Source organism: Polaribacter sp. Z022, assembly GCF_023555495.1.
GTDB lineage: Bacteria > Bacteroidota > Bacteroidia > Flavobacteriales > Flavobacteriaceae > Polaribacter.
Genome location: NZ_JALCZO010000005.1, coordinates 166,562 through 188,864, shown reverse-complemented (window position 1 = coordinate 188,864; position 22,303 = coordinate 166,562). Strand labels below are relative to the sequence as shown.

At 29.3% G+C, this 22,303-nt stretch carries 14 protein-coding genes; all 14 read right to left on the bottom strand.

Annotation, left to right across the window (positions count from 1 at the left end; genetic code table 11):
• Window positions 1-9 precede the first annotated feature (9 nt).
• The 14 genes from MPF13_RS12595 to MPF13_RS12530 all read right to left on the bottom strand — a co-directional run bounded on the left by MPF13_RS12595 (window position 10) and on the right by MPF13_RS12530 (window position 22,287).
• Window positions 10-1,554 (bottom strand): sulfatase family protein, encoded by a 1,545-nt coding sequence (locus MPF13_RS12595; protein ID WP_249983006.1) that lies wholly within the window; start codon window positions 1,552-1,554, stop codon window positions 10-12.
• 107 nt (window positions 1,555-1,661) lie between these two features.
• On the bottom strand, window positions 1,662-3,590 hold the full coding sequence (locus tag MPF13_RS12590; RefSeq protein ID WP_249983004.1) for an FAD-dependent oxidoreductase: 1,929 nt from the start codon (window positions 3,588-3,590) through the stop codon (window positions 1,662-1,664).
• 181 nt (window positions 3,591-3,771) lie between these two features.
• Window positions 3,772-5,313 carry a sulfatase gene (locus MPF13_RS12585; RefSeq protein ID WP_249983003.1) on the bottom strand — a complete coding sequence of 514 codons (1,542 nt, stop codon included), beginning with the start codon at window positions 5,311-5,313 and terminating at the stop codon, window positions 3,772-3,774.
• Window positions 5,314-5,318: 5 nt separating this feature from the next.
• Entirely contained in the window at window positions 5,319-6,740 is a 1,422-nt protein-coding gene (locus MPF13_RS12580) for a sulfatase (RefSeq protein WP_249983001.1), read from the bottom strand.
• 91 nt (window positions 6,741-6,831) lie between these two features.
• Window positions 6,832-8,367 carry a sulfatase family protein gene (locus tag MPF13_RS12575; protein ID WP_249982998.1) on the bottom strand — a complete coding sequence of 512 codons (1,536 nt, stop codon included), beginning with the start codon at window positions 8,365-8,367 and terminating at the stop codon, window positions 6,832-6,834.
• A gap of 8 nt (window positions 8,368-8,375) precedes the next feature.
• Window positions 8,376-9,260 carry a sialate O-acetylesterase gene (locus tag MPF13_RS12570; RefSeq protein WP_249982996.1) on the bottom strand — a complete coding sequence of 295 codons (885 nt, stop codon included), beginning with the start codon at window positions 9,258-9,260 and terminating at the stop codon, window positions 8,376-8,378.
• Window positions 9,261-9,447: 187 nt separating this feature from the next.
• Window positions 9,448-10,341: a sialate O-acetylesterase gene (locus MPF13_RS12565; RefSeq protein ID WP_249982994.1), complete on the bottom strand. Its 894-nt coding sequence runs from the start codon at window positions 10,339-10,341 to the stop codon at window positions 9,448-9,450.
• Between the two features lie 6 nt (window positions 10,342-10,347).
• Window positions 10,348-12,654: a beta-galactosidase gene (locus MPF13_RS12560; protein WP_249982992.1), complete on the bottom strand. Its 2,307-nt coding sequence runs from the start codon at window positions 12,652-12,654 to the stop codon at window positions 10,348-10,350.
• 8 nt (window positions 12,655-12,662) lie between these two features.
• Complete coding sequence (locus MPF13_RS12555; RefSeq protein ID WP_249982990.1) at window positions 12,663-14,099, bottom strand: family 43 glycosylhydrolase; 1,437 nt, start codon at window positions 14,097-14,099, stop codon at window positions 12,663-12,665.
• Window positions 14,100-14,101: 2 nt separating this feature from the next.
• Window positions 14,102-15,916 carry an alpha-1,3-galactosidase-related protein gene (locus MPF13_RS12550; protein ID WP_249982988.1) on the bottom strand — a complete coding sequence of 605 codons (1,815 nt, stop codon included), beginning with the start codon at window positions 15,914-15,916 and terminating at the stop codon, window positions 14,102-14,104.
• Between the two features lie 14 nt (window positions 15,917-15,930).
• Window positions 15,931-17,397 (bottom strand): sulfatase family protein, encoded by a 1,467-nt coding sequence (locus MPF13_RS12545; protein WP_249982987.1) that lies wholly within the window; start codon window positions 17,395-17,397, stop codon window positions 15,931-15,933.
• A 26-nt stretch (window positions 17,398-17,423) separates the two neighbouring features.
• Window positions 17,424-18,974 carry a T9SS type A sorting domain-containing protein gene (locus tag MPF13_RS12540; RefSeq protein ID WP_249982985.1) on the bottom strand — a complete coding sequence of 517 codons (1,551 nt, stop codon included), beginning with the start codon at window positions 18,972-18,974 and terminating at the stop codon, window positions 17,424-17,426.
• Between the two features lie 138 nt (window positions 18,975-19,112).
• A complete protein-coding gene (locus tag MPF13_RS12535) occupies window positions 19,113-21,950 on the bottom strand; it encodes an outer membrane protein assembly factor BamB family protein (RefSeq protein ID WP_249982983.1) in 2,838 nt (945 codons plus the stop codon).
• Between the two features lie 157 nt (window positions 21,951-22,107).
• Window positions 22,108-22,287, bottom strand: a complete 180-nt coding sequence (locus MPF13_RS12530; protein ID WP_249982981.1) for a hypothetical protein — start codon at window positions 22,285-22,287, stop codon at window positions 22,108-22,110.
• Window positions 22,288-22,303 lie beyond the last annotated feature (16 nt).

Sequence of the window (22,303 nt, the reverse complement as noted above, 5' to 3'; positions counted from 1 at the left end):
TAAATTATTTTAGTAGTTAAACGCTTGTTTTCCTTTAAAATGAGGGTCTTTATAAACTGTCATTTGTTTTTTAAGCTCTTGCAACATTTTAGATGAAATATCTTTATAACCTTTTTTATTGTAAACATTATACAACTCATTAGGGTCTTTCTTTAAATCGAATAACCAAGGCTTTTCTTTTTTTGATAAGATTAATTTATAATTATCAGACACTGCTGTTACCCAAGTACTGGTATTTCTTGTATAAGTAATCCTTTCTGAAAAAACTTCTTTTTGATTGTTTTGTAAAACCTTACTATCATCTATTCCATGTGTGTTTGGTATTGGTTTTGCATCCATTAATGATAATATTGTTGGCGCAAAATCTGCAGTTGTATATGCTTTATGTATAACCTTACCCGCTTTTATTTTTTTTGGATATTTAATCAAAAAAGGAATTCTTGATGATGACTCATAAGGAACACTTTTATTTCTTCTTTTGTGTTCAAATAACATATCACCATGATCTGAAGTAAAAACTACAATTGTATTTTTTTCTAGGTTATTGTCTTTTAAAAACTTTAAAATTCTACCAACACTATCATCAATAGATTTAACCATACCAAAATAATTTCTCAAATAGGTTTGATTAAATTCCTTGGCTTCATTCTTATTTTTAGGGGAACCAGATTTTGGTCTTTCAATATCTGTTATTACCCTCATAGTTTCAGGAATTTCAAACTTCATGTTTTTATACATAGAAGTATATGGTTCTCTTGAAACATTTGGTGTATGTGGATCTGGAATAGATAACATTAAACAAAATGGCTCGTTTTTATCACGCTCTAAAATTTCTAAACTTTTATCCGTTAAGAAGTCAGTAAGATATTGCAAACCGTCTTTAGATTTTCCGTTTTTATCTAGCTCTCTAGATTTTTTTCCGTTCACAAATTTTAACCTACCGTCTTTTAATTCTTTGATGTAAGGTGAATGTCCATTATTAATCATAAACCTATTATCTGTAAAACCGAATTTACGTTCTGGAATAAAACAGATTTTAGATTTCTTATCATTAGCTAACTCTTTTTTAGAGCGTCCTTCTAAATGCCATTTACCCACATAAGAAGTAGCATAACCATCTCTTCTTAAAATTTCTGCGAATGTTACAATATTATCTTTTAAAGGATTATCATTTTTATCTGCACCAGTTGCATAAGGGTATAAACCTGAAACAAAAGATGCTCTAGAAGGAGTACAAACAGGAGATGTAGAATAGTAACTAGTGTAGATTGCACCTTCTTCTGCTAAAGAATCTATAAATGGAGTTTCTATTTTAGCATTTTCTCCCCAAACTAAAGCTTGGTCTTTAGATAATAATTTTTGATAAGCACTTAAAGTTCTAAAATTATGCTCATCAGTTTGTATGATTATTAAATTAGGTTTCGGTTTAACCTTCTCTTTAAGAATTGGTTTTGAGTTTTTTTCGTTACTATGTTTATTAATTTTTATAAAGCTTAAAAAACATAGAATTATAAAAAGGAATAATACTTTTTGAAATAAATTAGTTGTTTTCATTTTATCATTATTATTTCTAATAAGACTAAATAAAAATAAAAAGTTTAATCCAAAAGAATAAGATTTTACAAAAAATCTTACTCTTTTGTTAATATTTGTTACTAATTTTAATAACATCTTATCTCGTACATTCTTATATTCTCTTTACCATGTGTGTTTTTTAATTTTAAACGAATTGCTGTTGCTTTTACTTCATTAAAATTAATTTTTACCAAACGTGTAAGGTTGTATTCTTTTTTACCAACTTCTTTCCACTGACCATTAACTCTTGCTTCTACAGTAAAATCTTTAACCAATTCTGGTGGAACTGCAGTAACTTGGTTTTTGTTTTTAGCAGGGTTCTTATGCATCATCATATTACGTTGCAAATTGGTATCGAACTTCATTTCTACACTTGTAAATTTTTGAGGTCTGCTCCATTCTAATTGCAATTCTGCATTTAATCCTGATGATTGCCAATGATTAATTTTATCTACTAAATCTCTACCTACACCATTTGTTAAATTTTTTACATCTCCTGAGCTTGTAGAAGAAGCAAAAATTAAACTCGCTGATTTTGCTTTATCATTTTTATCTTTTGCAGGTCTGTTAGGAAAATAAGAATCGTCTCTTAACAATTGCTCTTGCAGTTCATTAATATTTTTTTGATATAATTTTCTTGGTGAAACTCCTTTTTCTGCACACATTGCTCCTGCAGTACCTACAGCTTGTCCCATCATACAACAAGTACCAATAATTCTTGTTGATGAAAGTGCCATATGGGTTACACTTACATTTCTTCCTGCAAATAATAAATTTTCTATGTTTCTAGAATACAAACTTCTAAAAGGTACTTGATATACTTCTTTAAATCTTGAATGAAAATAACTTGCTGGTTCATCTAAATTTTCAATTCCTCCAGGACAATGTTCATCTAAAGACCAACCACCAAAAGCAACAGCATCATCAAAATGTCTTGCTTCTAATAAATCTCTTTCATTTAAAATATAATCTCCCATAAATCTTCGAGATTCTCTTCTACCAGGAATAGAACCAATCCAATCTAAAGCAACATTTTCAGCTTCAGGAAAATCTCCTGAGTTTTTAACATGATCCCAAACTCCGTAAAAATGTGCTAATAATCTGTGACGAATTTCATCTCTTTCACCAATAATATCTACATCACTACTTAATTCTACCCACCAAAAACCTTCTTTAACTTGTTTTATTTTTCTGTGTTTATCTTTTAATGCTTTTTCTGCATCAAAAGGAATTGCATAATCTGGAGCATGAAAAGGCACAGGTTTTCCCATATCTTTTGTAGACATCATAATACAATCTCCCATTACCCAACCATCTGGTTCATCTGGTGCAAATTGTTCATTAAATTCTGCTTTACCTTCACGTCCTTGTCTAAATTCTGCTCCTGCACTTGCAGCCATAAAACCATCTCCAGAGCAATCAATAAAAATTGGGGCTTTAATAGTAAAATCGGTTTCTGTTGTTAATTGACGACAAACAACTGATTTGATTTTATTTTTAGAAACCTCTACATCTAATGCAGTTGTATTTAATAATAAGGTTATATTTTTTTCACGAATTACATAATTGTACAAAACATGATCCCATACATGATAAGATTCTTGTGGATTGTAATGCCAGTTTTCTATTAATAATTCTTCTACAATTCCTGTTTCTCGTTCAATTTTATGTTTATTCGATAAATTTTTTACACCATTTACAGTTACTCTCATTTCACTAGAAGCATTTCCTCCTAATACAGGTCTATCTTGTACTAAAACAACTTTTGCTCCATTTCTGGCAGCAGAAACCGCAGCAGAAATACCAGACATTCCTCCACCAATAACAGCAACATCAACCTTTAAATTCTTTCTGTGAATAGGGTCTTTTTTTAAAGTCTTTTTCAGTGCTTCTTCTTCTTTAAATAAAAGGTTTTTACTATTAGAGGTTTGTGCAGAAATATCGCCCATAATTGGAAATAAACTAGCAGCTACAACACCTTTTGTTCCTTTTTTAAAAAAATCTCTTCTTTTCATTGTTACTATTGTTTCATTTATATGATAAATTTAAAGCAACTTATATGAATTAATGTTTCTAAAAATAAATTTAATGTGTTTGTTAGTTTATCTAAAACTATAAAGCATAAAAAAACACCTCAATATGAGGTGTTTATAAAAACATTAATACTAAAGTACAAAGTTTGCTCTTTTTTATAATCTAAAACTTAAGAATAGAGTTTGGTGGTAAAGGAACTTTATTTTCTTTTCTCCAAGTAACCAATTCTCTCAATAAATTCTGAGTTGTTTTTAACTCAATGTTCGATAAATTTTTAGATTCTTTAGGATCTTTTTTTAAGTTGTATAATTCTAATTTTCCATCTGCTAAAAACTGAATTAATTTATAATCTCCTTTTCTAATTACTGAGCAAGTACCGTGTTTAAAACGACTAGCTAAATGCCAAAACAATGGTCTTTCTTTTAATTTTTCATCATCTTTAGAAAACAAATCTGTCATTGAATTCCCATCTAAAGTTCCTTTAAAATCATTAACATTTGCTAAATTCATTAAAGTAGGAAAAACATCTAAACCACTTACAGCAACTTCACTTCTTCTTGGAGTAACTTTCTTTGGCCAGTTTACAAACATTGGCACTTTAATTCCACCTTCATAAATATGCCCTTTTGCTCCACGCATTTGTTTATTGGCACTTGCCATACTATGGTAACCATTGTCTGAAGTAAAAATAATTACAGTATTTTCTCTTAAATTATTTTTATCTAAATAGTCTGTTATACGTTTAATATTATCATCTACAGACGAAACCATGGTTGCATAACTTGCAAAATATTCGTGTTTCTTCTTTTTCTTATTTGCTCCTTGGCCAGTTACAGTATCTTCTGCTTTCTTTAAAAAATATTCATACTGTTCTTTACTTCTATACCTAATTGGCCTATGTACTGCATAATAATTTAAATTGATTAAAAAAGGCTCGTTTTTATGCTCATCCATAAATTCAATAGCATCATCTGTTAAACGATCTGTTAACCAATTATCTGTTGGTTTTTTGTCTATAAATGGATTGCTAAAAGGTGCCCAATAACCACCTGCAACACTTTTATAACCACCTTCTTCTAAAGCTGGATCTCCTCTAAAAGTCCCGCCAACATTTTTTATAAAGCCTCTTCCTTCTGGATAATATTGTTTTATATCTGGTTTTTTATGAGCTTCTACCCAAGTATAATCTCCAGGGTTAGGTTGCTTTAATTTTTCTTTTAATGGATACTCTTTTGCCAATTCTTTCTTAGGATAAGGACCAACGATATGCCATTTACCTAAATGAATTGATTTGTAACCTTCTTTTGCTAAAGGTTCAGCATAAATTGGATGCTCTTTTCCAACAGTCCATCTTGAAAAAATATTTTCTTGATCATCTCCTTTTTCTAAAACAGGTACTGTATATACACCTGTTCTAAAAGATTGTTTTCCTGTAAAAATTGCAGTTCTAGATGGTGAACATGTTGGATACATATAAGCATTATCTAACACCAAACTATTATTTGCTAAAGCATCAATATTTGGAGTTTCAAAATATTTAGAGCCATTAAAACCAACATCTGCATATCCTAAATCATCTACTAAAACAAAAATGATATTTGGTTTCTTATCATTTTTAATTGCTTCTTTTTTTGATTTTGTACAAGAAATAAAGAAAGAAAAAACAATAAATGCTATGTATAAAAATTTTGTATTAAAATTCATTTAAGTTATTTTAAAATTCTTTTTAATTCTTTTCTAAACTTTTTCAAAACTTCTTTATTAGAAGAATTCTTAGCTATATTTTTCCATTCATTTGGGTCGATTTCATGATCGTATAATTCTTCAAAACCATCTGAATAAACTGTATATCTGTATTTTTTACTTCTTAAAGAATGAATTCCTTTAGATTTAGATGTTAGCACATATTCTTTTAATTCTTTTTCTGGTTTACGAACTAAATCATAAATACTAGCACCTTCATTTTCTTTGTTTTCTGGTAAGTTTGCCATTTCTACTAAAGTAGGATATACATCTAATAAAGAAACAATAGAAGTACTCACTTTTCCTTTTCCACCTCTTGGATCAAAAATTAACAAAGGTGTTTTTGCAGAACGTTCCCATAATACATTTTTAGACCAGTGTTCTTTTTCACCTAAATGCCAACCATGATCTCCCATTAAAACTATAATTGTATTTTCTGCATACTTACTTTCTTTTAAACCATTTAATAAATGACCCACACAAGCATCTGCAAAAGAAATATTTGCCATATATGCCCTTACAGCTTCTTTCCATTTACCGTTTTCAATAATAGATTTATGTACTCCTTTTTTAGCCATGTTATTTCCCATTCTACCAACATCATCTAAATCATTTTTTAAAGTTTTAGGTAGTTTAATTTTATCTAAATCATACATGTCAAAAAACTGTTTTGGAGCAAACCAAGGCAAATGAGGTCTAAAAATTCCGCAAGCTAAAAAGAATGGCTTGTCATGCTCTTCTTCTAAGAATTTTGCAGCATAATCTGCAGATTTAAAATCATTATTATCTTCTAAAGTTACATCTACTCCATACCAATCAAAAGAACGTAAAAAAGAACCTTTTACTCCATATTCTTTTAGATTTAACCCATGAGAATGTTTGTTTTTCTTATCAGGATAAGTACCTCCTAAACCACCTTTTCTTTCTTGTTGAAAAGATCCTGGGTCACTTCCTGGTTTTGGATTTTTTCCATTTCCTCTTGGGCTATGAAATATTTTTCCTGCTGCTGCAGTTTTATATCCATTTTTTTCAAAATATTGAGGAATTGTTACTGTATTTTCAAAACCTTTAACATCTCTAAAATGTTCTTTATTTCCATAAACACCAGTGGTTGAAGGCCTGTAACCAGACATGATACTTGCTCTTGATGGATTGCATAAAGGAGCAGAACAATAGGCGTTTTTAAAGATGGTACTTTTACTTGCTAATGCATCAATATTAGGAGTAATCGTTTGTGGATTACCACCAAATGCACCTACCCAATCATTTAAATCATCAACCATAATAAATAAAACATTTGGTTTTGATTTATCGTTTTGACTAAAAGTTGAAAATGTAATTAAGGATAAAGCTAAAACACATATAATTTTGATGCTCTGAGTTTTCATACTTACGTTATTTATTTTTTAACGAAGTTCGCTCAAAACATCAAAAAAATTGTATTTTTTAGTACATAAAATGTATTTAATAGTAGAAAAACTATTTCTTAAACTGGTCGTACTCAGGATTTATTTTTGCGTTTTTAAACCTTGGTCTGTCTTTCCATAAATTATAAGTAGCTTCTAACTGTTTTGCATCTTCTGGGTGCTGACCTTTATCACCTGTTTTTACAATCCAATCTTCTAAAACAGTTCTATGCTTTTTTAAAACATCAGCATATGCTGCGTTTAAAGCTAAATTATTCATTTGATGAGGATCTTTTTTCAAATCATATAATTCTTCTGATGGTCGTTGTCCAAACCAATGTTCTTCTTGATAAAGAGTTAATTTACCTTCATTATGTAACTTCTTTAAATCTTTTACAATAGGTTTATTATCTCTATAACCAGCTTGCATCATAGGTCTATCTAAAAAGTAATTTTTGATGTACCTATAATCTTCAGATACTACAGTTCTAATTTTATCTATCGTATAATCACATCTATCTCTGGCTCCTACAACATATTCATTTTCATTATAATTTGTAGAAAATAAATTTTGCCCATCCAAGTAATTAGGCATTTCAGCTTTACCTAACGCTAAAGTTGTAGCAGAAACATCTAATAGAGAAACTAAATCTTTTCTAACATTTCCTGCTTTTAAAGCAGGATGATTTCCTTTTATAATTAAAGGAATTAGCATTCCTCCTTCATAACAAAATTGCTTGTGTCTTAAAGAGGTTGGACTACCATGATCTGAAAAGAAAAAGATAATAGTATTTTCTAATTCTCCATCAGCTTTTAATTGCTTTATTATTTTTTCTAGAGTCACATCAGAACCTCTGTTTGCATTATAATGCAGAGTCCAAGCTTTTCTTTGTGATGGTATATTTGGAAAATATGGTGGTAATGGAACATCATTAGTTGCTAGTTTTTCTCCTTTTCTTACGTATTTATAATCCTTTTTTCCTCCCATAATTTGAACTTGCCCAAACCAAGGTTGATTTTTATCTTTTCTAGCATTCCATACATAATCTTTAACGGTCATATAGTCAATTGCAACATTACCTTGCCAACCGTTCATACCTGCTTTGTAATTTTCTTTGGTACCTACATCATACAAAGCTCTTCTATCATAGTGAAAATTGTAATCGTCTTTACCACTATTAAAAGTAAAATATCCAGCTTTTTTCATCAACTCAGGAATCGTTTTCATTTCATTTGGCAAATGAATTTGAAGTTCTTTTGGCACAATAGAATCGTTTGTAAACCTACTAGATCTATGGTTATGTGTACCTGTTGTAGTTTGATAAACACCAGTAATTAATGCAGATCTTGCCGCAGAACAAACTGGAGCAGTTGCATAAGCTCTTTTAAAAAGTACACCATCTGCAGCCAATTTATCAATAACTGGTGTATGACCTATATTTATAGAATCACCATAAGCTCCCATAAAAGGGGATAAATCTTCAGCAATGACCCATAAAATATTTGGCTTTTTAACCTGTTTTTCCTTTTGACTACAAGCTATAAAAGTAGCGACTAACATTAAAAACAGTACGATTTTTGATGTTGTTTGTAAAGTTCTATTCTTCATTTTTATATTTATTTTTTTAATAGTATTTGTAATTTATTAGCAAAGGCAATTCCTAGTCTTTTTTGTCCTTCTGTTTTGTAATGTAAATTATCTGAGTGTTTTGGAAAATCATTCCAAGGTTTACCAAAAGTCGTTTCTATAATTGCAACTTTATCATCTGCTTTAGCTACTGTTAACATAGCTTCTCTAACTTGTTTTGGTCCTGTTTTATACTTTCTTGGTAAAGGATTTACTTGACCAATAACAAAAGGCATTTCTTTAGATGACAACTTTGTTCTGTAAGCCGCAATTAAATTTGTTAAGTTTTCTTGATAACTTGTAGCTGTAATTTCTTTATTGGTATCACTCTCTCCTTGCAACCAAAGAGCACCCAAAATTTTAAACTTTATTCCTTTTTCTTTTAAATTATTTAAATTTCTTTGGATATTGTTTATATGCGCAGAAAATAACTTTAGTTTTTTTCTAACCTCTCCTCTTTCTGACGCATTCGATTTTTCTTGATTCCAATTTGGATTCCAAGCACCATATAAGGAAGTTCCTCCAACTGCTTTTTTTATCAATAAAAATTTCTTTTTAGGGAACTTTTCTGCCAATGTTAATCCTACAAATAACTCTGGCCCAAAATGTTTATCAAAATTATATTTTTTCCCATTTAAGGTATAATATGATAATGGTTTTGCATCACCTTTAGAAGAACTTAATAAAACCCTATCTGATATTTTAGCAATTCTTTTTTTGATACTTTCATCTAAGGCATCATAATTTCCATGGCCAACCATATTTGATTGTCCTGATAATAAAATTACTTGTACTTCATTATCTTGTGCATCATTTTTTGTTACTGCACAAGCAATAAAAATTATTAGAATAAATAAATAAGTAAGTCTTTTCATATTATTATTTTTAACTATTTAACCAACTCAAAACTTTATCAATTACTACTTTTTTGACCTATTTAATGATCTTCAGAATTTTCGAAACATTTTTACAGAAGCATTATGCTTTTTAATGTTTCTACATCTTTTTCATTTCTCTTATTTGCTCTTTTGTCTTTTAAGCCTCATCTTTAAAACAATCAGATTATCTTAATAATTTTTCTTTTATTTCAAAAAAAGCTTTTGCAAATGCAATACCTAAACGTTTTTGTCCTTCTGCATTGTAATGCACATTATCACTCCATTTAGGAAAATCGCTCCAAGAAGTATCTTTAGTGGTTCTAATTAATTTTGAATAATAATCTTGAACCTCAAATTTTTCCATGTTTTTTCTTACCAAATCTGCACCACCTTTTACTCCATATCGTGAGTTAATTTGTCCAAATACAAATGGTAATTCTTTGTCATCAAATTCTTTACGATAAGCGTAAACCAAGGACCTTAAATTGTTTTTATAATTTTTTGCTGATACTTCAGAGATAGCATCATTTTCTCCCTGCATCCAAAATAAACCAATAATATTATACGATTTTTGAGTTTTTTCTAATTCTTTTAAATTTCTTTTGATGTCTGAAATATGGAGCTCATAAAGTTTCATGTTTTGCTTTTTTTCTCCTTTTTCCATCATTTTTGCTTTATCAGCAGTCCAATTTGGGTTCCAAGCACCATGTAAAGAAGTACCTCCTTGAGATCTTTTAATCAACAAATATTCTTTGTCAGGATTTTTCTCTGCAAGTGTTAATCCTAAAAGTAATTCAGGTCCAAAACGTTTTAAAAATTTATATTTTTTGCTAGGTTTATTCTTATAATAAGAAAGTGGCTGTGCTTTTTTACCGTTAAAACTTAAAGAAACTCTATGTGCAACTTTTTGTATTCTTAGTTTAATTGTTTCATCTAAATCATCATAATCTCCTGCACCTGCCATGTTAGATTGACCTGCTAACAGTAAAACTTGAACTTCATTTTTATCTTGAGATACAATCATATTAGAAAACAAGATAAATGCACAAAAAACAACAATAAACCTAACTAACTTCATTTTTATTTATTTTTTTGATGTAATTTCTACAAAAAACACTTCATGTGGTTTTAAAACAGGTTTTGAAGAAACAGTAATTCCTTTTATTAAATCTTTACATACAATATTATTATTATCATTTAAAGAAATAGAAAGAGTTGCCTCTGATTTACCAACATTAACAACAGAAAGCACATGATTTCCTTCCTTATTTTTTACCACTCGCCAAATACAACCTTTAGTTCCCATTGAATTTTTCTCTTCAATTTTTATTTGAGAGAGCAATTGTTTTTCCTTTAAAATATTTAATGCTTTTGCTTTTATTTTAGAAATAGCATTCAATTTAATAATCGTTCCTTTTGATTCTTTTAAAGGTAATAAAGTGTTTCCATATTCGTTTTTCACTAAACTTTCATCATCAATAATAATAGTTCCTCCTTTATTTAAATACGATTGAAGAGCTTGTAATTCAGTATTTGTAACAAAAGGAGTTTTATGAATCATAACTACATCCCAAGAGTTATTGTCTTGTTTTTTAATGATGTTCTCTGTAACAAAACCTAATGGAGTTCCTTCAAAATTTAAACTTTCATACAATTTAAAAAGATCATCCATATGTTCTTTTTTGTTAATTGCTGATGTTTTAGAATAAAAAAGACGAAGCGGTTTTCTTTGTCTTTGAATAGACATTATTTCTTCTGCATAAGAGTTTAAATCTATTAATGTTAATGCAACTTCATTGGTAACTCTTGGTTGCTGAATATTAGAACCAGCATATCCTTTGTCTTTTAAAGCTTTTTTAGAAATAGAACCATCTGCATTTCTTGGCCAATACCAAATTTGACTTGCTGTCATTCCATAAGAATGTGCTAACCAAAATGTTGCTCTTGCATATGATGGATGTAAATCCAATTTTCTTGATCTAACTGTAGACAAATAATGTAACTCTGAGTTAAAATTAATTTTCATTGGGCTTACAGATTTCATAAAATCAAATCCCATACATAATTCTCTCCACTCAAAAGCATAATGTTTTTCCCATTCATGAGCTTTACCCCAAATCTTGGTATGGTCTGCTCCAGAATCATTACCAACAATACCACTTAAATCCGTTAATGCTTCTAAATCTATTCCATGAACTCTTTTGTTTTCTGTCCAAAGACTTGGCATAATTTTAAGATGCACTTTTGCATCTGCATCTTGTTTGGTAATTTCAGATTTTAAGAACGTGTACCAATCTGTAACTCTATCCATGTTAAAAGAAGTCCAATCAAACCAAATTGGAGTTCCTTTTAATTCAATATCAATTGGAATATCAATTTTTACATCGTTAAAATCTTTAAAATTGGTATTCCAAACAGCATTTAAGTTTTCTATTTTCTGATGTTTTTCTGATAACCAAACTTTAAATTTACTAATTGTAAAATGAGAAACACCTCCAGATGCCCAAGGCAGTTTTTTTCTTCTAGAATCTTTATAGGTGTAAAAATGAGGTTCATTGCACAACATATAACCTAACTGTGTAAACTTTTTACCAGCCATTTTTGGCACAACAGCACTCAATAATTTTTGCTGAATTTCTCTTGCTCCTGGATTGTCTATATCATATGCAGTATAGGTGTCTTCACGCATACTAAAGTTGGGTCCATATTTTTGTTTAGACCATTTTGGAACTCCTTTATGATTCATAAAAATAAAACCTAATGAACCATCTGTTTTCTCATTTAACAAGTTCATTCTATATTTATGAATTGTTCCACTTTCATCAGTAACATAAGAGGGCGTTAAGAAAAAACCATCTTGATTTCCATGAAATTCTGTAAGCTCTTTGATTTTTGGTTTCCAAGTATAATCTGCTAAAAATACAGGACGATTTTTATAAGTTAGTTGGTCTTTTTCTACTGAAACTTTTGTCCAATCTACTTTTGGAGTTGGTTTTCTAAAAGTTTTTTTAGCTATCAAAGATTTAATTTCTATAATAGCTTTATCTAACATTAAGTTTACCTCTTTTCTCTCAAAATCTGGCAATTCACTTGCCATTTTAGAAGCTTCTTTTTTAAAAGAAGGCACCAATTTAAATAAATTAGCATTTGGCTCTATGTTTTTTTCATCCCAATTGGCATACTTTAAAAACACTTCTGCTGTTCTAATAGTTGTTTTTTCTTTTAAAACATCAATCCCTTTTTTATTAGCTTTTTTAACTAATTTTTTTAATGTTTTAATTTTAGCGTTTGCTTCTTTTTCTAAAATTTGGGCACTTGTACTAACTGTAACAAACATTACCATTAAAAATGCTATAGCTTTTATGCTATTAATTGCTTTTTTTAAACTCATAGTTTTTATTATTTAATACTTATATATTCTATTTCCCAACTCCCTTTTTTTTCTCTAACAGCAGGTTCTATTCTTAGTTGTTTTAAAAATGTTTTTAAGTTTTCAACTTTTGAAAGATCAATTGTATAACTTAAAAATTCGTTACTATTTGGTACTATATCAATAAATACACTTTGCTCTTTTTCCCAGTAAATCTTATTATCTAACCAAAATCGTTTACCTTTTTCAATATCATAGGATGCTATTGAAACTCTTGCTTGAGTAGCTTCACTTTGGTTTTTTAATTTGATTTCTAAAGTATGATAGTTTGTGAGGTTTGTTAGTAACCACATACTACTTTCAATGGTTGTGTTTTTGGATACTTTACCTTTAATACTTCCGTTTTTGTTCCATTCTAAATGAGGTCCTTTAACGGTTTTCCAGCCCATTTCAGAATGAGAAAACGTCCAAGTGCGTCCATCATGAGGATATTCTTTGTCTCCTTTTGGAATTTTTATCGTTCCGTCTTCATTAAAGTATAATGGTTTTAACGAAACGCCTCGATAAAACAAACTAATATCTTTATTTTCCATAATCACATACCATTGTCCATTCCATTGAAACACATTATTATGCCCTCCTTTTAGAAATTTCCCTTGATAAATATAAGGTCCTCGAAGGTGTTTTGACATGGCATAATTTGATCCCCAAACCAAGTAATAATTATCGCCTTTTTTAAAAACAGTAGATTTATCATTTGTAAATTTTTTCTTTCCGTCTTTTGTTTTTACCACAATAGGCTGTGGCTTATCTGCAAGGGAAATCATATCATCTGCAAGTGTTACAGCATAGTAAGTTCCTGCAGAAAAAAACATGGTATAAACTCCGTTTTCTTCATAAACCTCAGGATCGTATGGATGTCCTTTTATGATGTCTTTAGGCAATAATGGTTTTCCGAGAACGTCTTTAAATGGTCCTGTAGGTGAATCGGAAACCATAACTCCTGTATCTATATTTTTGTTGGAAAAATACCAATAATATTTATCGTCTTTTTTTATAATATCTCCAGCCCAACAATTAGAATAATTACCTATATAAGTATCTTTTGGAAAGATATTACTTTCGTGTTTCCAATCTTTTAAATTGGAAGTTGACCAAATCTCCCACCTATCCATTCTCCAAGTATCAACAGTATTCCACGACTCGTCATGACCTCCAAAAAGAAAAAGTCTTCCGTTATCAATTATTGTATGAGGATCAGTAAATCCATGATCTGGAAACATATTTAAAATAGTAAATGGCTCATGAGAATATTTCTCTAGCTTATTTCCTGCTCCTGCCATATTAGATTCTCCTTCTAATAAGACTACTTGATTAGGTTCTTCTACTATTTTTTGGACACGCTTTTTACAATTGAACAGTAACAATACCGTAAAAAGAAGAAGTCCAAATTTGGAGTTTCTCATAATTATAGATTATTAAACCCTTTATTTTTCTTAATTTTTAGTGTTTTGCTTGAATTATCATCTGCTTTTAAAACATTCTTATGATTACCTGAGTAAGAATTTTTTGTAATTTCTACATTATCACAATGAATTAAATCAAATAAATAAGCATTTGGAAATTGAGCTTTAAAAGTGGTAGTTTGTTTGATGGTATTACCTTTAATAGTTAAGCCATCTACTCTATCTGCCCAAATAATTCTATTGCCAAAAGTTTCAATTTTATTGTTTTCAAAAGTGATATTTCTATCGTAAGTAATGGTTTTATCAAAAGTTTTACCTAACCTTGGAGACACCTTTAAAATAGCATGTTCCATACCTCCATAGGCACAATCTACAAACCTGTTGTTTCTTATAATTACTTCTTCTACATTACCAGATTCAAACCAATAAAAAGTTTCTCCTCTTAACATGATAGATGACATCATAGATGATAAATCATTGTCTTCAATAATTATTTTCTTTGGTGTTTTTATAATAATATTTCTTGCTCTGTGATCTCTAATCACATTTTTACGCATTGTAAAAGTTGGATTCCAAGTTTTGTTTTCTAGAATATCTCCTGTTTTTAAATCTGAAGGAATTTCATTTGCAAACGTTAAATCTGTAAAATAATCATTAATTACTCTAACTGAAGTAACTGTATTTGTTTCTGCTCTTTTTGGATTTGGTTGCTTTATAAACCAAATTTCATCATCAACACCAGCAAATTCAAATCCCATTTGCTGATCGTGTTTTAAAGCAACTCTCACAGTTTTATTATCCAATATTTTATTTACCTCAACATAGGTTCCATGTACGTTTGTTCCATCATCATACATCCCTTCAAAACGACAACCTTCAATTAAAATATCTCCTTTACAGTTGGCAAAATGGGTTGCATCTGCTACTATAGACATTACTCTGTCTGAACCTTCTCTTATGAAAATTCCTGAATTTAAAATTTTAATATCTTCTGATCTTTCAAACAAAAAACCCATACCTAATGCATGATGAATTGTAACATAATTAAACGTTACATTTTTAGAATTCTTCGTTAAAAAAGCAGGTGCATATCTGTTGCTTTTTTTATCACCTTTAGATTGAAAAACTGAACCAACTCTTGGATATTTTTTTAAGCCTTTATCATAAAAACGTAAAATTCCATTTGGACGTTTTTCTACATAATTAGATTTTAAACCTTGATCCCAAGCACCATAATCTACTGCTTTGGTTTCTTTATCATGAGACAATGAGCTACCTAATGAAGTAAAATTAAAATGATTGATTCCTGGAAATTCAATTCTACCTTTTCTTAATTTCCAAGAAAACCCTTTCTTATATGGCTTTAATTCATACCAACCTTCTTTTTTATTGATAGCAGTAACATCTCCTTGAAATGAAAAAGGAATATCCCAATCTATGGTAATATTCTGAACTTTTATGTTGTTAAGATTTGTAAAGTAGAAAGGTAAAACTTGCCCTCTAAAAATGAACTCAGAGTTATTTCCTTCTATTTCTACAGAATTGAATTCTTCGAAATTAAAAATGATTTTCTTAAAACCATTTCCATGATTTGTTACATATAAATACTTACCAACAGCATAATCTGTTTTAAAAAAATAGTTTCCTTTTTCGAATACGAGTTTAATGTCTTTGGTTTTTGCATTTTCAATAGCTTCTCTTACTACCAAAGTCATATCTCCTTTTACATGCTTAATATTTATGATTTCTGTTGCATTAAACCCAACTGAAATAAATAAGATAATAACCGTAATTATTTTAAGTGTATTGCTTTTCATTTTTTGTTTTTTATTTACAAATTAACTCCAGAACCTTGTAAAGATGCATCATGACCCCACATTATATTCCAAGGATCTTTTGTTTTTGTCTGAAACTGTTTCATTTTATTTTTCATGGTTTCAAAAACCTCTCCAAATTCTTTTTGTGTTGCTAAATTATTTAACTCATCTGGGTCTTTTGCCAAGTCATACAATTCAAACTCAGGTCTAAAGAGATAATCTTGTACTTTTTTTGGTCCAAAATTTTCAATTTTATTTCTGTAAATCCCTTGCCATGTAGAAGAAGCCCATAAATCTGAGGCGAATGGATATTCTAATCTCCAAGCGATATTCCAAATTAGTTTGTAATTTTTACTTCTAACCACTCTCATTGGGTAATACATTGTTATCTCATGAAATGTGTGTGATGCATAAATTTCATCCCATCCTTCAGGATTTGATTCTTTAATAATAGGATTGAAAGACTTACCATGAAATTGCTCTTTATTGTAGTCAATTTTTGCCATGTCTAAAATAGTTGGCGTTAAATCTACCCAAGAAATCATTGCATTATTTGTTGCGTTTTTAACTCCTTTGGTTGGGTCTTTTATAATACAAGGCAATTTAATTCCTGGTTCGTGCACTGTAGTTTTTGCACCTGGAAAAGCCATACCGTTATCAGAAATATAGATAACAATTGTGTTTTTATCTTTACCTGTGTCTTTTAACATTTTCATTAACTTACCAAAACCTTGATCTATTCTTGAAACACTTTGGTAATATTGTGCAATCTCTTCTCTACTTTGTTTAGTATCAGGTAAAAAAGAAGGTACTAAAACATCTTCTGGTTTATAAGTAATTTCATTTACACCTGTGTAACCTCCTTTTTTATTTCCAAATGTATTTGGTGTATCCCAAGGATCTGGTTCAAAAGGATGACCTCTGTGAGGATCATCTGTACAAAAATATAAGAAGAAAGGTTTGTCAGATTTTAAAACATCTGCACAAACTTCTGCCATTTCTACAGTATTTCTAGGGTCTGCTTCTAAAACAGTATTAAAATGATATACTTTTTCTGGAGCAACATGATATTTACCAATTCTTGCAGTTTCATAACCTTGTTTTTCCATGATAACAGGTAAAGAGGTTTCTCCTTCATATGTACTAAAGTGATGATAATCATGCACATGACCATAAGAACCAGTTGCATGACCAAATTTACCAGAAAGAATAACAGATCTACTTGCTGCACAACTTGCACTTGTGCAATATGCATTATTAAACTTAACTCCTTCAGATGCTAATTTATCTAAATTTGGTGTTTGAATTACTTTGTTACCATAAGCACCAATTGCATCTGTACCATGATCATCTGCTACAAATAAAATGATATTGGGTTGATTCTTTTTTATCTCTTTTTGTTTTGGTTCTTGCGAACACCCTATTAACAAAAAGGTAATAAGAGCTAAAACTAAGTAGTTATTTTTCTGAATTATTTTCATTCTATAGGTTTCTTTTAGTTAGAGTTTTATTTGAGTATTATTTTTTTGATGACATAAGAATCATCAATTAAGCATTTTACAATGTACATTCCTTTTGCTAAATTTGATAGATCTAATTTAACAACTGAAGTTCTTAACTTATCTAATTTTATAACTTCTGTACCTGATAAAGTAAAAAGAGCAACACTTTTTAAACCTTCTACATTTCTAAAATAAAGAGAATTTGAAGTTGGATTTGGATACATATTAAAAAGACTTTCTTTTAAACCTTTATCTGAATTTGATAAAGTACTACAATCTATTGTTAAGTATTCTGCAGGAATTATATCTTCTTGATATAAAAAACCTGTTCCATTTATTGGTTCTTCTACAATTACAGTTTTTACTCCATTAGTACAAGTGTAATTTGCATCTGCTAAAACAGAGGCTATAGATGCCCCAACATAAACTTTAGTTTCGTTTTCGTTAATGTAACTTGCAACAGTTGTAGGAGGTGTAATTTCTGAAGGGTAATAATTAAAATGTTTCGATTTTATTTCTGCTTTTTCACCATAGGTAGCAGTTACATTTTTTATTCTTACCTGCTCAAAAGTACCCACAGTTAACCCAATTGTTTGATCATATTTATTTGAGATAAAACCAGCTTCTACTCTTACTGCAAAACCTGCACTAATGCTATGAATCCCTTCTGCATCTACAGTTCCATTATGCATTGCATGTGGAGATACCATTAGCGCAGAATTACCATTAGTACATGAAATATTTCTTGCCACCATTTTGTGAATTCCACCTATTCTTTTTACTCCACTAGATAAATTACTTCCTTGTAAATTATTTAACCCTGTAAAACCTGTTTCTAATCGTAAAGTAGCTCCTCCTGTACCAGATAAATCTTTGAACAACATATTTTCCGCAGATTGTGTTTGTACAACTCCATAACCATAATGTGCATTTTGTACATCTATATCTTTAACTACACCATTTTTTGGAAACAAATAAGATCCATTATAATCATCTCCTCCTGTGGTTACCGCAGAAAATTTTGTATAACTATCTAAAACATTAAAATTTGCTATTTTAAAATTCGTCACTTTTTGACAGTTTACCACAGCAACATTTGGGTTGTTGTTATTAGTTAAATCTACTGTAAACCTATTATTAGAAAGACTCGTTATTGAAATATTTTGAATTGGGTTTGTATTGCTGCCTAACTTAAATATTGCATAATTTTTTAATTTACCATCACTTGGTATTTCATAAAAAGGTCTGATTACAGCATTTTCATCAATTTTTATATGAACATTCGATTTTAAATTGATATCTCCAAGACTATAATTTCCTGAAGGGATTGTTAATACACCTCCTCCGTTTGTAGAAATATCATCTATTGCTGTTTGAGTTTTGCTACTATCATCTGTTGCAAAATTGATATCTACATTATAATCTGTAACTAAATTTTTATGATAATTTGCATTAGCAATGGGTGTATAAAAATTAGCTTCATTATCTATTTGAGAAAAAGATAAAACTGATTTTAATAGTATAAAAATTAAGATGTATTTATTTAAAATATTCATTTAAAAACATTCATTATTATAAAAAAAACCGAAAATTATAGTTTCGGTTTTTTATAATTAGTTACTGTAAAGTTCTCTAACAATACAAGAGTTATTGTTTTTGAGGATACATTTATTGTATCTAAGAATAATTTATTATTACAAGGCCTCTTCTAGTTCAATATCTATAAAACGGAAAGCACCTAAAGGAATATTTATTTTTACTGAAGAACTTTGTTTTTTAAACTCTTCTTTATTTAAAATATCTACAATTTTTTTAATCTTAATATTATTAAAATTTACAATAGCAGTACTTTTTTCTGGGTTTATATATCCATTATCTATAATAGTTAACCTAAGGTGTTTTGGTGCAGTTTGAGCAACTACCCAAGCAACATCTCCAGAAACTGTAATTGGTAATTTTTTAGAACTTTCTTTAATCTCTTTTTCAATTACTTTGTAGTATTTATCTGCTTTAAAAGTTTGCTTACCGTCTGCAGAATAATAATTTCTACCATCAGTAATATATTCTTTTAAGATGTTTTTATAAAAAGGATGTAAATTATCTATTAGTTTTTTTCTTACTACATTTTTCTGTGCAAAAACGCCTTCTTGTGTTGGTGTTATTAAAACCAATCCATTTTTATAAGGTGCTAAAAAATTTAGTCTTCTATCTTTTACACCTGCTGCATATCTAGAAAAATCCCATTCTGTTACTGGGGCTCCAGGCCAAGAACCATTTAATCTACTCAACACAAAAGGGTTTTCTTTTTCAAACTTTTCATCATAAAAAACGCTCCATTTTACATTAGAACCATCATCTATAAAATGATGATCTGGATCTTTCATACTTAGATGAATTGGAGAAAAACTTAAAATTTCATTCCTTTTAGGCACATATAAAGCTCCTTTTCCAATCAACTCCCAATAAATACTCATATACTGTTGGTCTATTGAAAAATTGTTAATGAATTGGGCTCCATAAGATGTATGAAAAATTAACATTCTTAAAAAGTGATTTGGTAATCTTTGGTAACCCAATTGTCTAGATCTATCAAAAGATGTATTATCTGGAACAGCTCTTGTTCCCCAAGAATTTACAACTCCACTAGACCATAAACCTAAACGTCCTGCCAAACTTAATTCCATAGATTTGTCTGTAGTTTCTTCCATAGAAGGCACAAAAACATCTGCAAATTCTCCAGACATTAATCTATCCCACTGCTCTAAATAACAAGTACCCAACCAAGCATTGTGTTTGTTTCTTAAAAAGATATTAGCATTTTTATTTTTTGCATATTCTGCTAATGGATATACTAAATCATTTACCAAATACTTTGCATTTTCTGTATGATCTTCCATTTCTGGATAAATCAAAACAGTTTTTTTATTTTCGCTATTGGCTTTATCAATAACTCTTTTTGTAGTATTAATATGAAACATATAAGGATCATTTCCATGACCTGCCCAATATGCTACTCCAGAAGTTCCTTCTAATTTTTTTGTTATTTGATTGTATGATTCATCACTTGTTAATGTGTATCTTTTTCTTCGATCTCTAGATTTTTTATATTTTTCATTTGGAACATTAGACCTATCCCAATTTTCAACATTTCGCATATTTAAAGAATTAAAAAAATATGGATTTTGGTACTCTTTGAACAATTTTTCTTTAAGACTTACTAAATTTGATGGTATTTTTTCTGTCATCAAATACACTTTTTGAGATTGGTTTTCAACAACAGGTTTTGTATATTTTTTTAGATTGTTTTTAATCTTATTTGTATTTTTTATTATAGTCGTTATTTTTCCTTTAGGAACTAAATTTTTAAAACTATTTTTCCAGTTAGAATTATCTAAGTCAATAATATGGATTGCACTACCTCCACTCTGACTACTTGCTAAAATTACTTTATTTGAGTTAGGTATTTTACATATATCATTATACGCATATTTACCTACAATTCTTTCTATACTTTTATTTGATTCTCCTGGTTGATACAAATGAATTTTGCTACCCACTCTTGTAAAATAAGTGTTTTTTCCTTTTTGAAATACAACCTCTGTGTGAGCAATATCGTATCCAAAAGAAATTTTTGAAATTTTATCGGATAAAAATTTACCACTTTTAGTGTTATATGTTGTAACCAACATATCATTTACATGTGCAGAAGCTCCTAGTACAATTTCTTGGTAACCATCATTATCAAAATCAACTAGTTTAAAATCGCCAATTGGCCTAATTCTTAACTTGCCTTTAAAAGATTTTCCTTTAGTTATTTTTTTACTTTTAAAAGGCTTAATTTCTAAAGGGTTAAAAAAATACAAGGTACCAACTGTTTGCATATGGTTGTTTGTTCCTAAAACCACTAAGGTTTCTTTTCCATCAGGATTTTTAATTGTTCTGATAAAATTTGACATGCTAACATTTTCTTTTGGTATTTTTTTACCACGAAATTCTCGAAGTCTTTCTTTTGAATAGGGTTTAGAGTTGATTTTTTTTACAAATTTTCCATTTGCACTTAAATAATAAATAGAATTATCAAAACCACCAGCTACAACATAAGTATTATTTCCTTTTTTAATTGCAGAAACAGCAAACATTGGTGCATCATTTTTTTTAAAACTCCACTGTAAATCTCCTTTAGAATTTAAACAATAAATACTACCATCTGCATTTGCTGTTAAAATTTCATCTGAACCATCATTGTCTATATCTCTAATATATACATCATGATTTATAAAACCAGACAATGTGTTTTTCCAAAGAATTTTTCCTTTATTAGACAATCCAATTAATGTGCCCTCATAACTATTTGCAACAATAAAAGAATTTCCATTAGACACAGCTGTTCTTACTTTTAATATTGTTAAATCTGTATCTATACTTACTATGGCTTTAGTATCTTTTACAACACTTGTTTTCTTTGAAGAACAATTAAAACTTATTAATGCGATAAAAATTACAAGCGTATATTGTTTAAAAAAATGATTCATTTTAGTATTTTTTTATTCTTGATATAAATTTCGTGATTTTAATATTTCAAATTGTATCTGTAAATATATTTAACGTACGTTAAAGTAAAACTAAGTTTTATGAAACAAAAAAAGCGCCACAAAAATGTGACGCTTTTTAAATTTATTTAATTTATTATTAAAACCCTTCTCCTGGTGCTTCTGGACTTTGAGCTTGCGCTTTTTGAGGATTTAAAATCATATAAGTACCCAAAGCAGTTAAAGCTGCATATTTTCCGTAATTACCAATCTTCTTGATAGCTTCTTTACGAGAAATGTCTTGTGTTTTATCTTCTTTATTTTTTATTGAATCTTTCATTATATCTAAATTTTTC

Coding starts and splice junctions, on each gene's coding strand:
- MPF13_RS12595 (WP_249983006.1), bottom strand. CDS start 1,554: ATGAAAACAACTAATTTATTTCAAAAAGTATTATTCCTTTTTATAATT.
- MPF13_RS12590 (WP_249983004.1), bottom strand. CDS start 3,590: ATGAAAAGAAGAGATTTTTTTAAAAAAGGAACAAAAGGTGTTGTAGCT.
- MPF13_RS12585 (WP_249983003.1), bottom strand. CDS start 5,313: ATGAATTTTAATACAAAATTTTTATACATAGCATTTATTGTTTTTTCT.
- MPF13_RS12580 (WP_249983001.1), bottom strand. CDS start 6,740: ATGAAAACTCAGAGCATCAAAATTATATGTGTTTTAGCTTTATCCTTA.
- MPF13_RS12575 (WP_249982998.1), bottom strand. CDS start 8,367: ATGAAGAATAGAACTTTACAAACAACATCAAAAATCGTACTGTTTTTA.
- MPF13_RS12570 (WP_249982996.1), bottom strand. CDS start 9,260: ATGAAAAGACTTACTTATTTATTTATTCTAATAATTTTTATTGCTTGT.
- MPF13_RS12565 (WP_249982994.1), bottom strand. CDS start 10,341: ATGAAGTTAGTTAGGTTTATTGTTGTTTTTTGTGCATTTATCTTGTTT.
- MPF13_RS12560 (WP_249982992.1), bottom strand. CDS start 12,654: ATGAGTTTAAAAAAAGCAATTAATAGCATAAAAGCTATAGCATTTTTA.
- MPF13_RS12555 (WP_249982990.1), bottom strand. CDS start 14,099: ATGAGAAACTCCAAATTTGGACTTCTTCTTTTTACGGTATTGTTACTG.
- MPF13_RS12550 (WP_249982988.1), bottom strand. CDS start 15,916: ATGAAAAGCAATACACTTAAAATAATTACGGTTATTATCTTATTTATT.
- MPF13_RS12545 (WP_249982987.1), bottom strand. CDS start 17,397: ATGAAAATAATTCAGAAAAATAACTACTTAGTTTTAGCTCTTATTACC.
- MPF13_RS12540 (WP_249982985.1), bottom strand. CDS start 18,974: ATGAATATTTTAAATAAATACATCTTAATTTTTATACTATTAAAATCA.
- MPF13_RS12535 (WP_249982983.1), bottom strand. CDS start 21,950: ATGAATCATTTTTTTAAACAATATACGCTTGTAATTTTTATCGCATTA.
- MPF13_RS12530 (WP_249982981.1), bottom strand. CDS start 22,287: ATGAAAGATTCAATAAAAAATAAAGAAGATAAAACACAAGACATTTCT.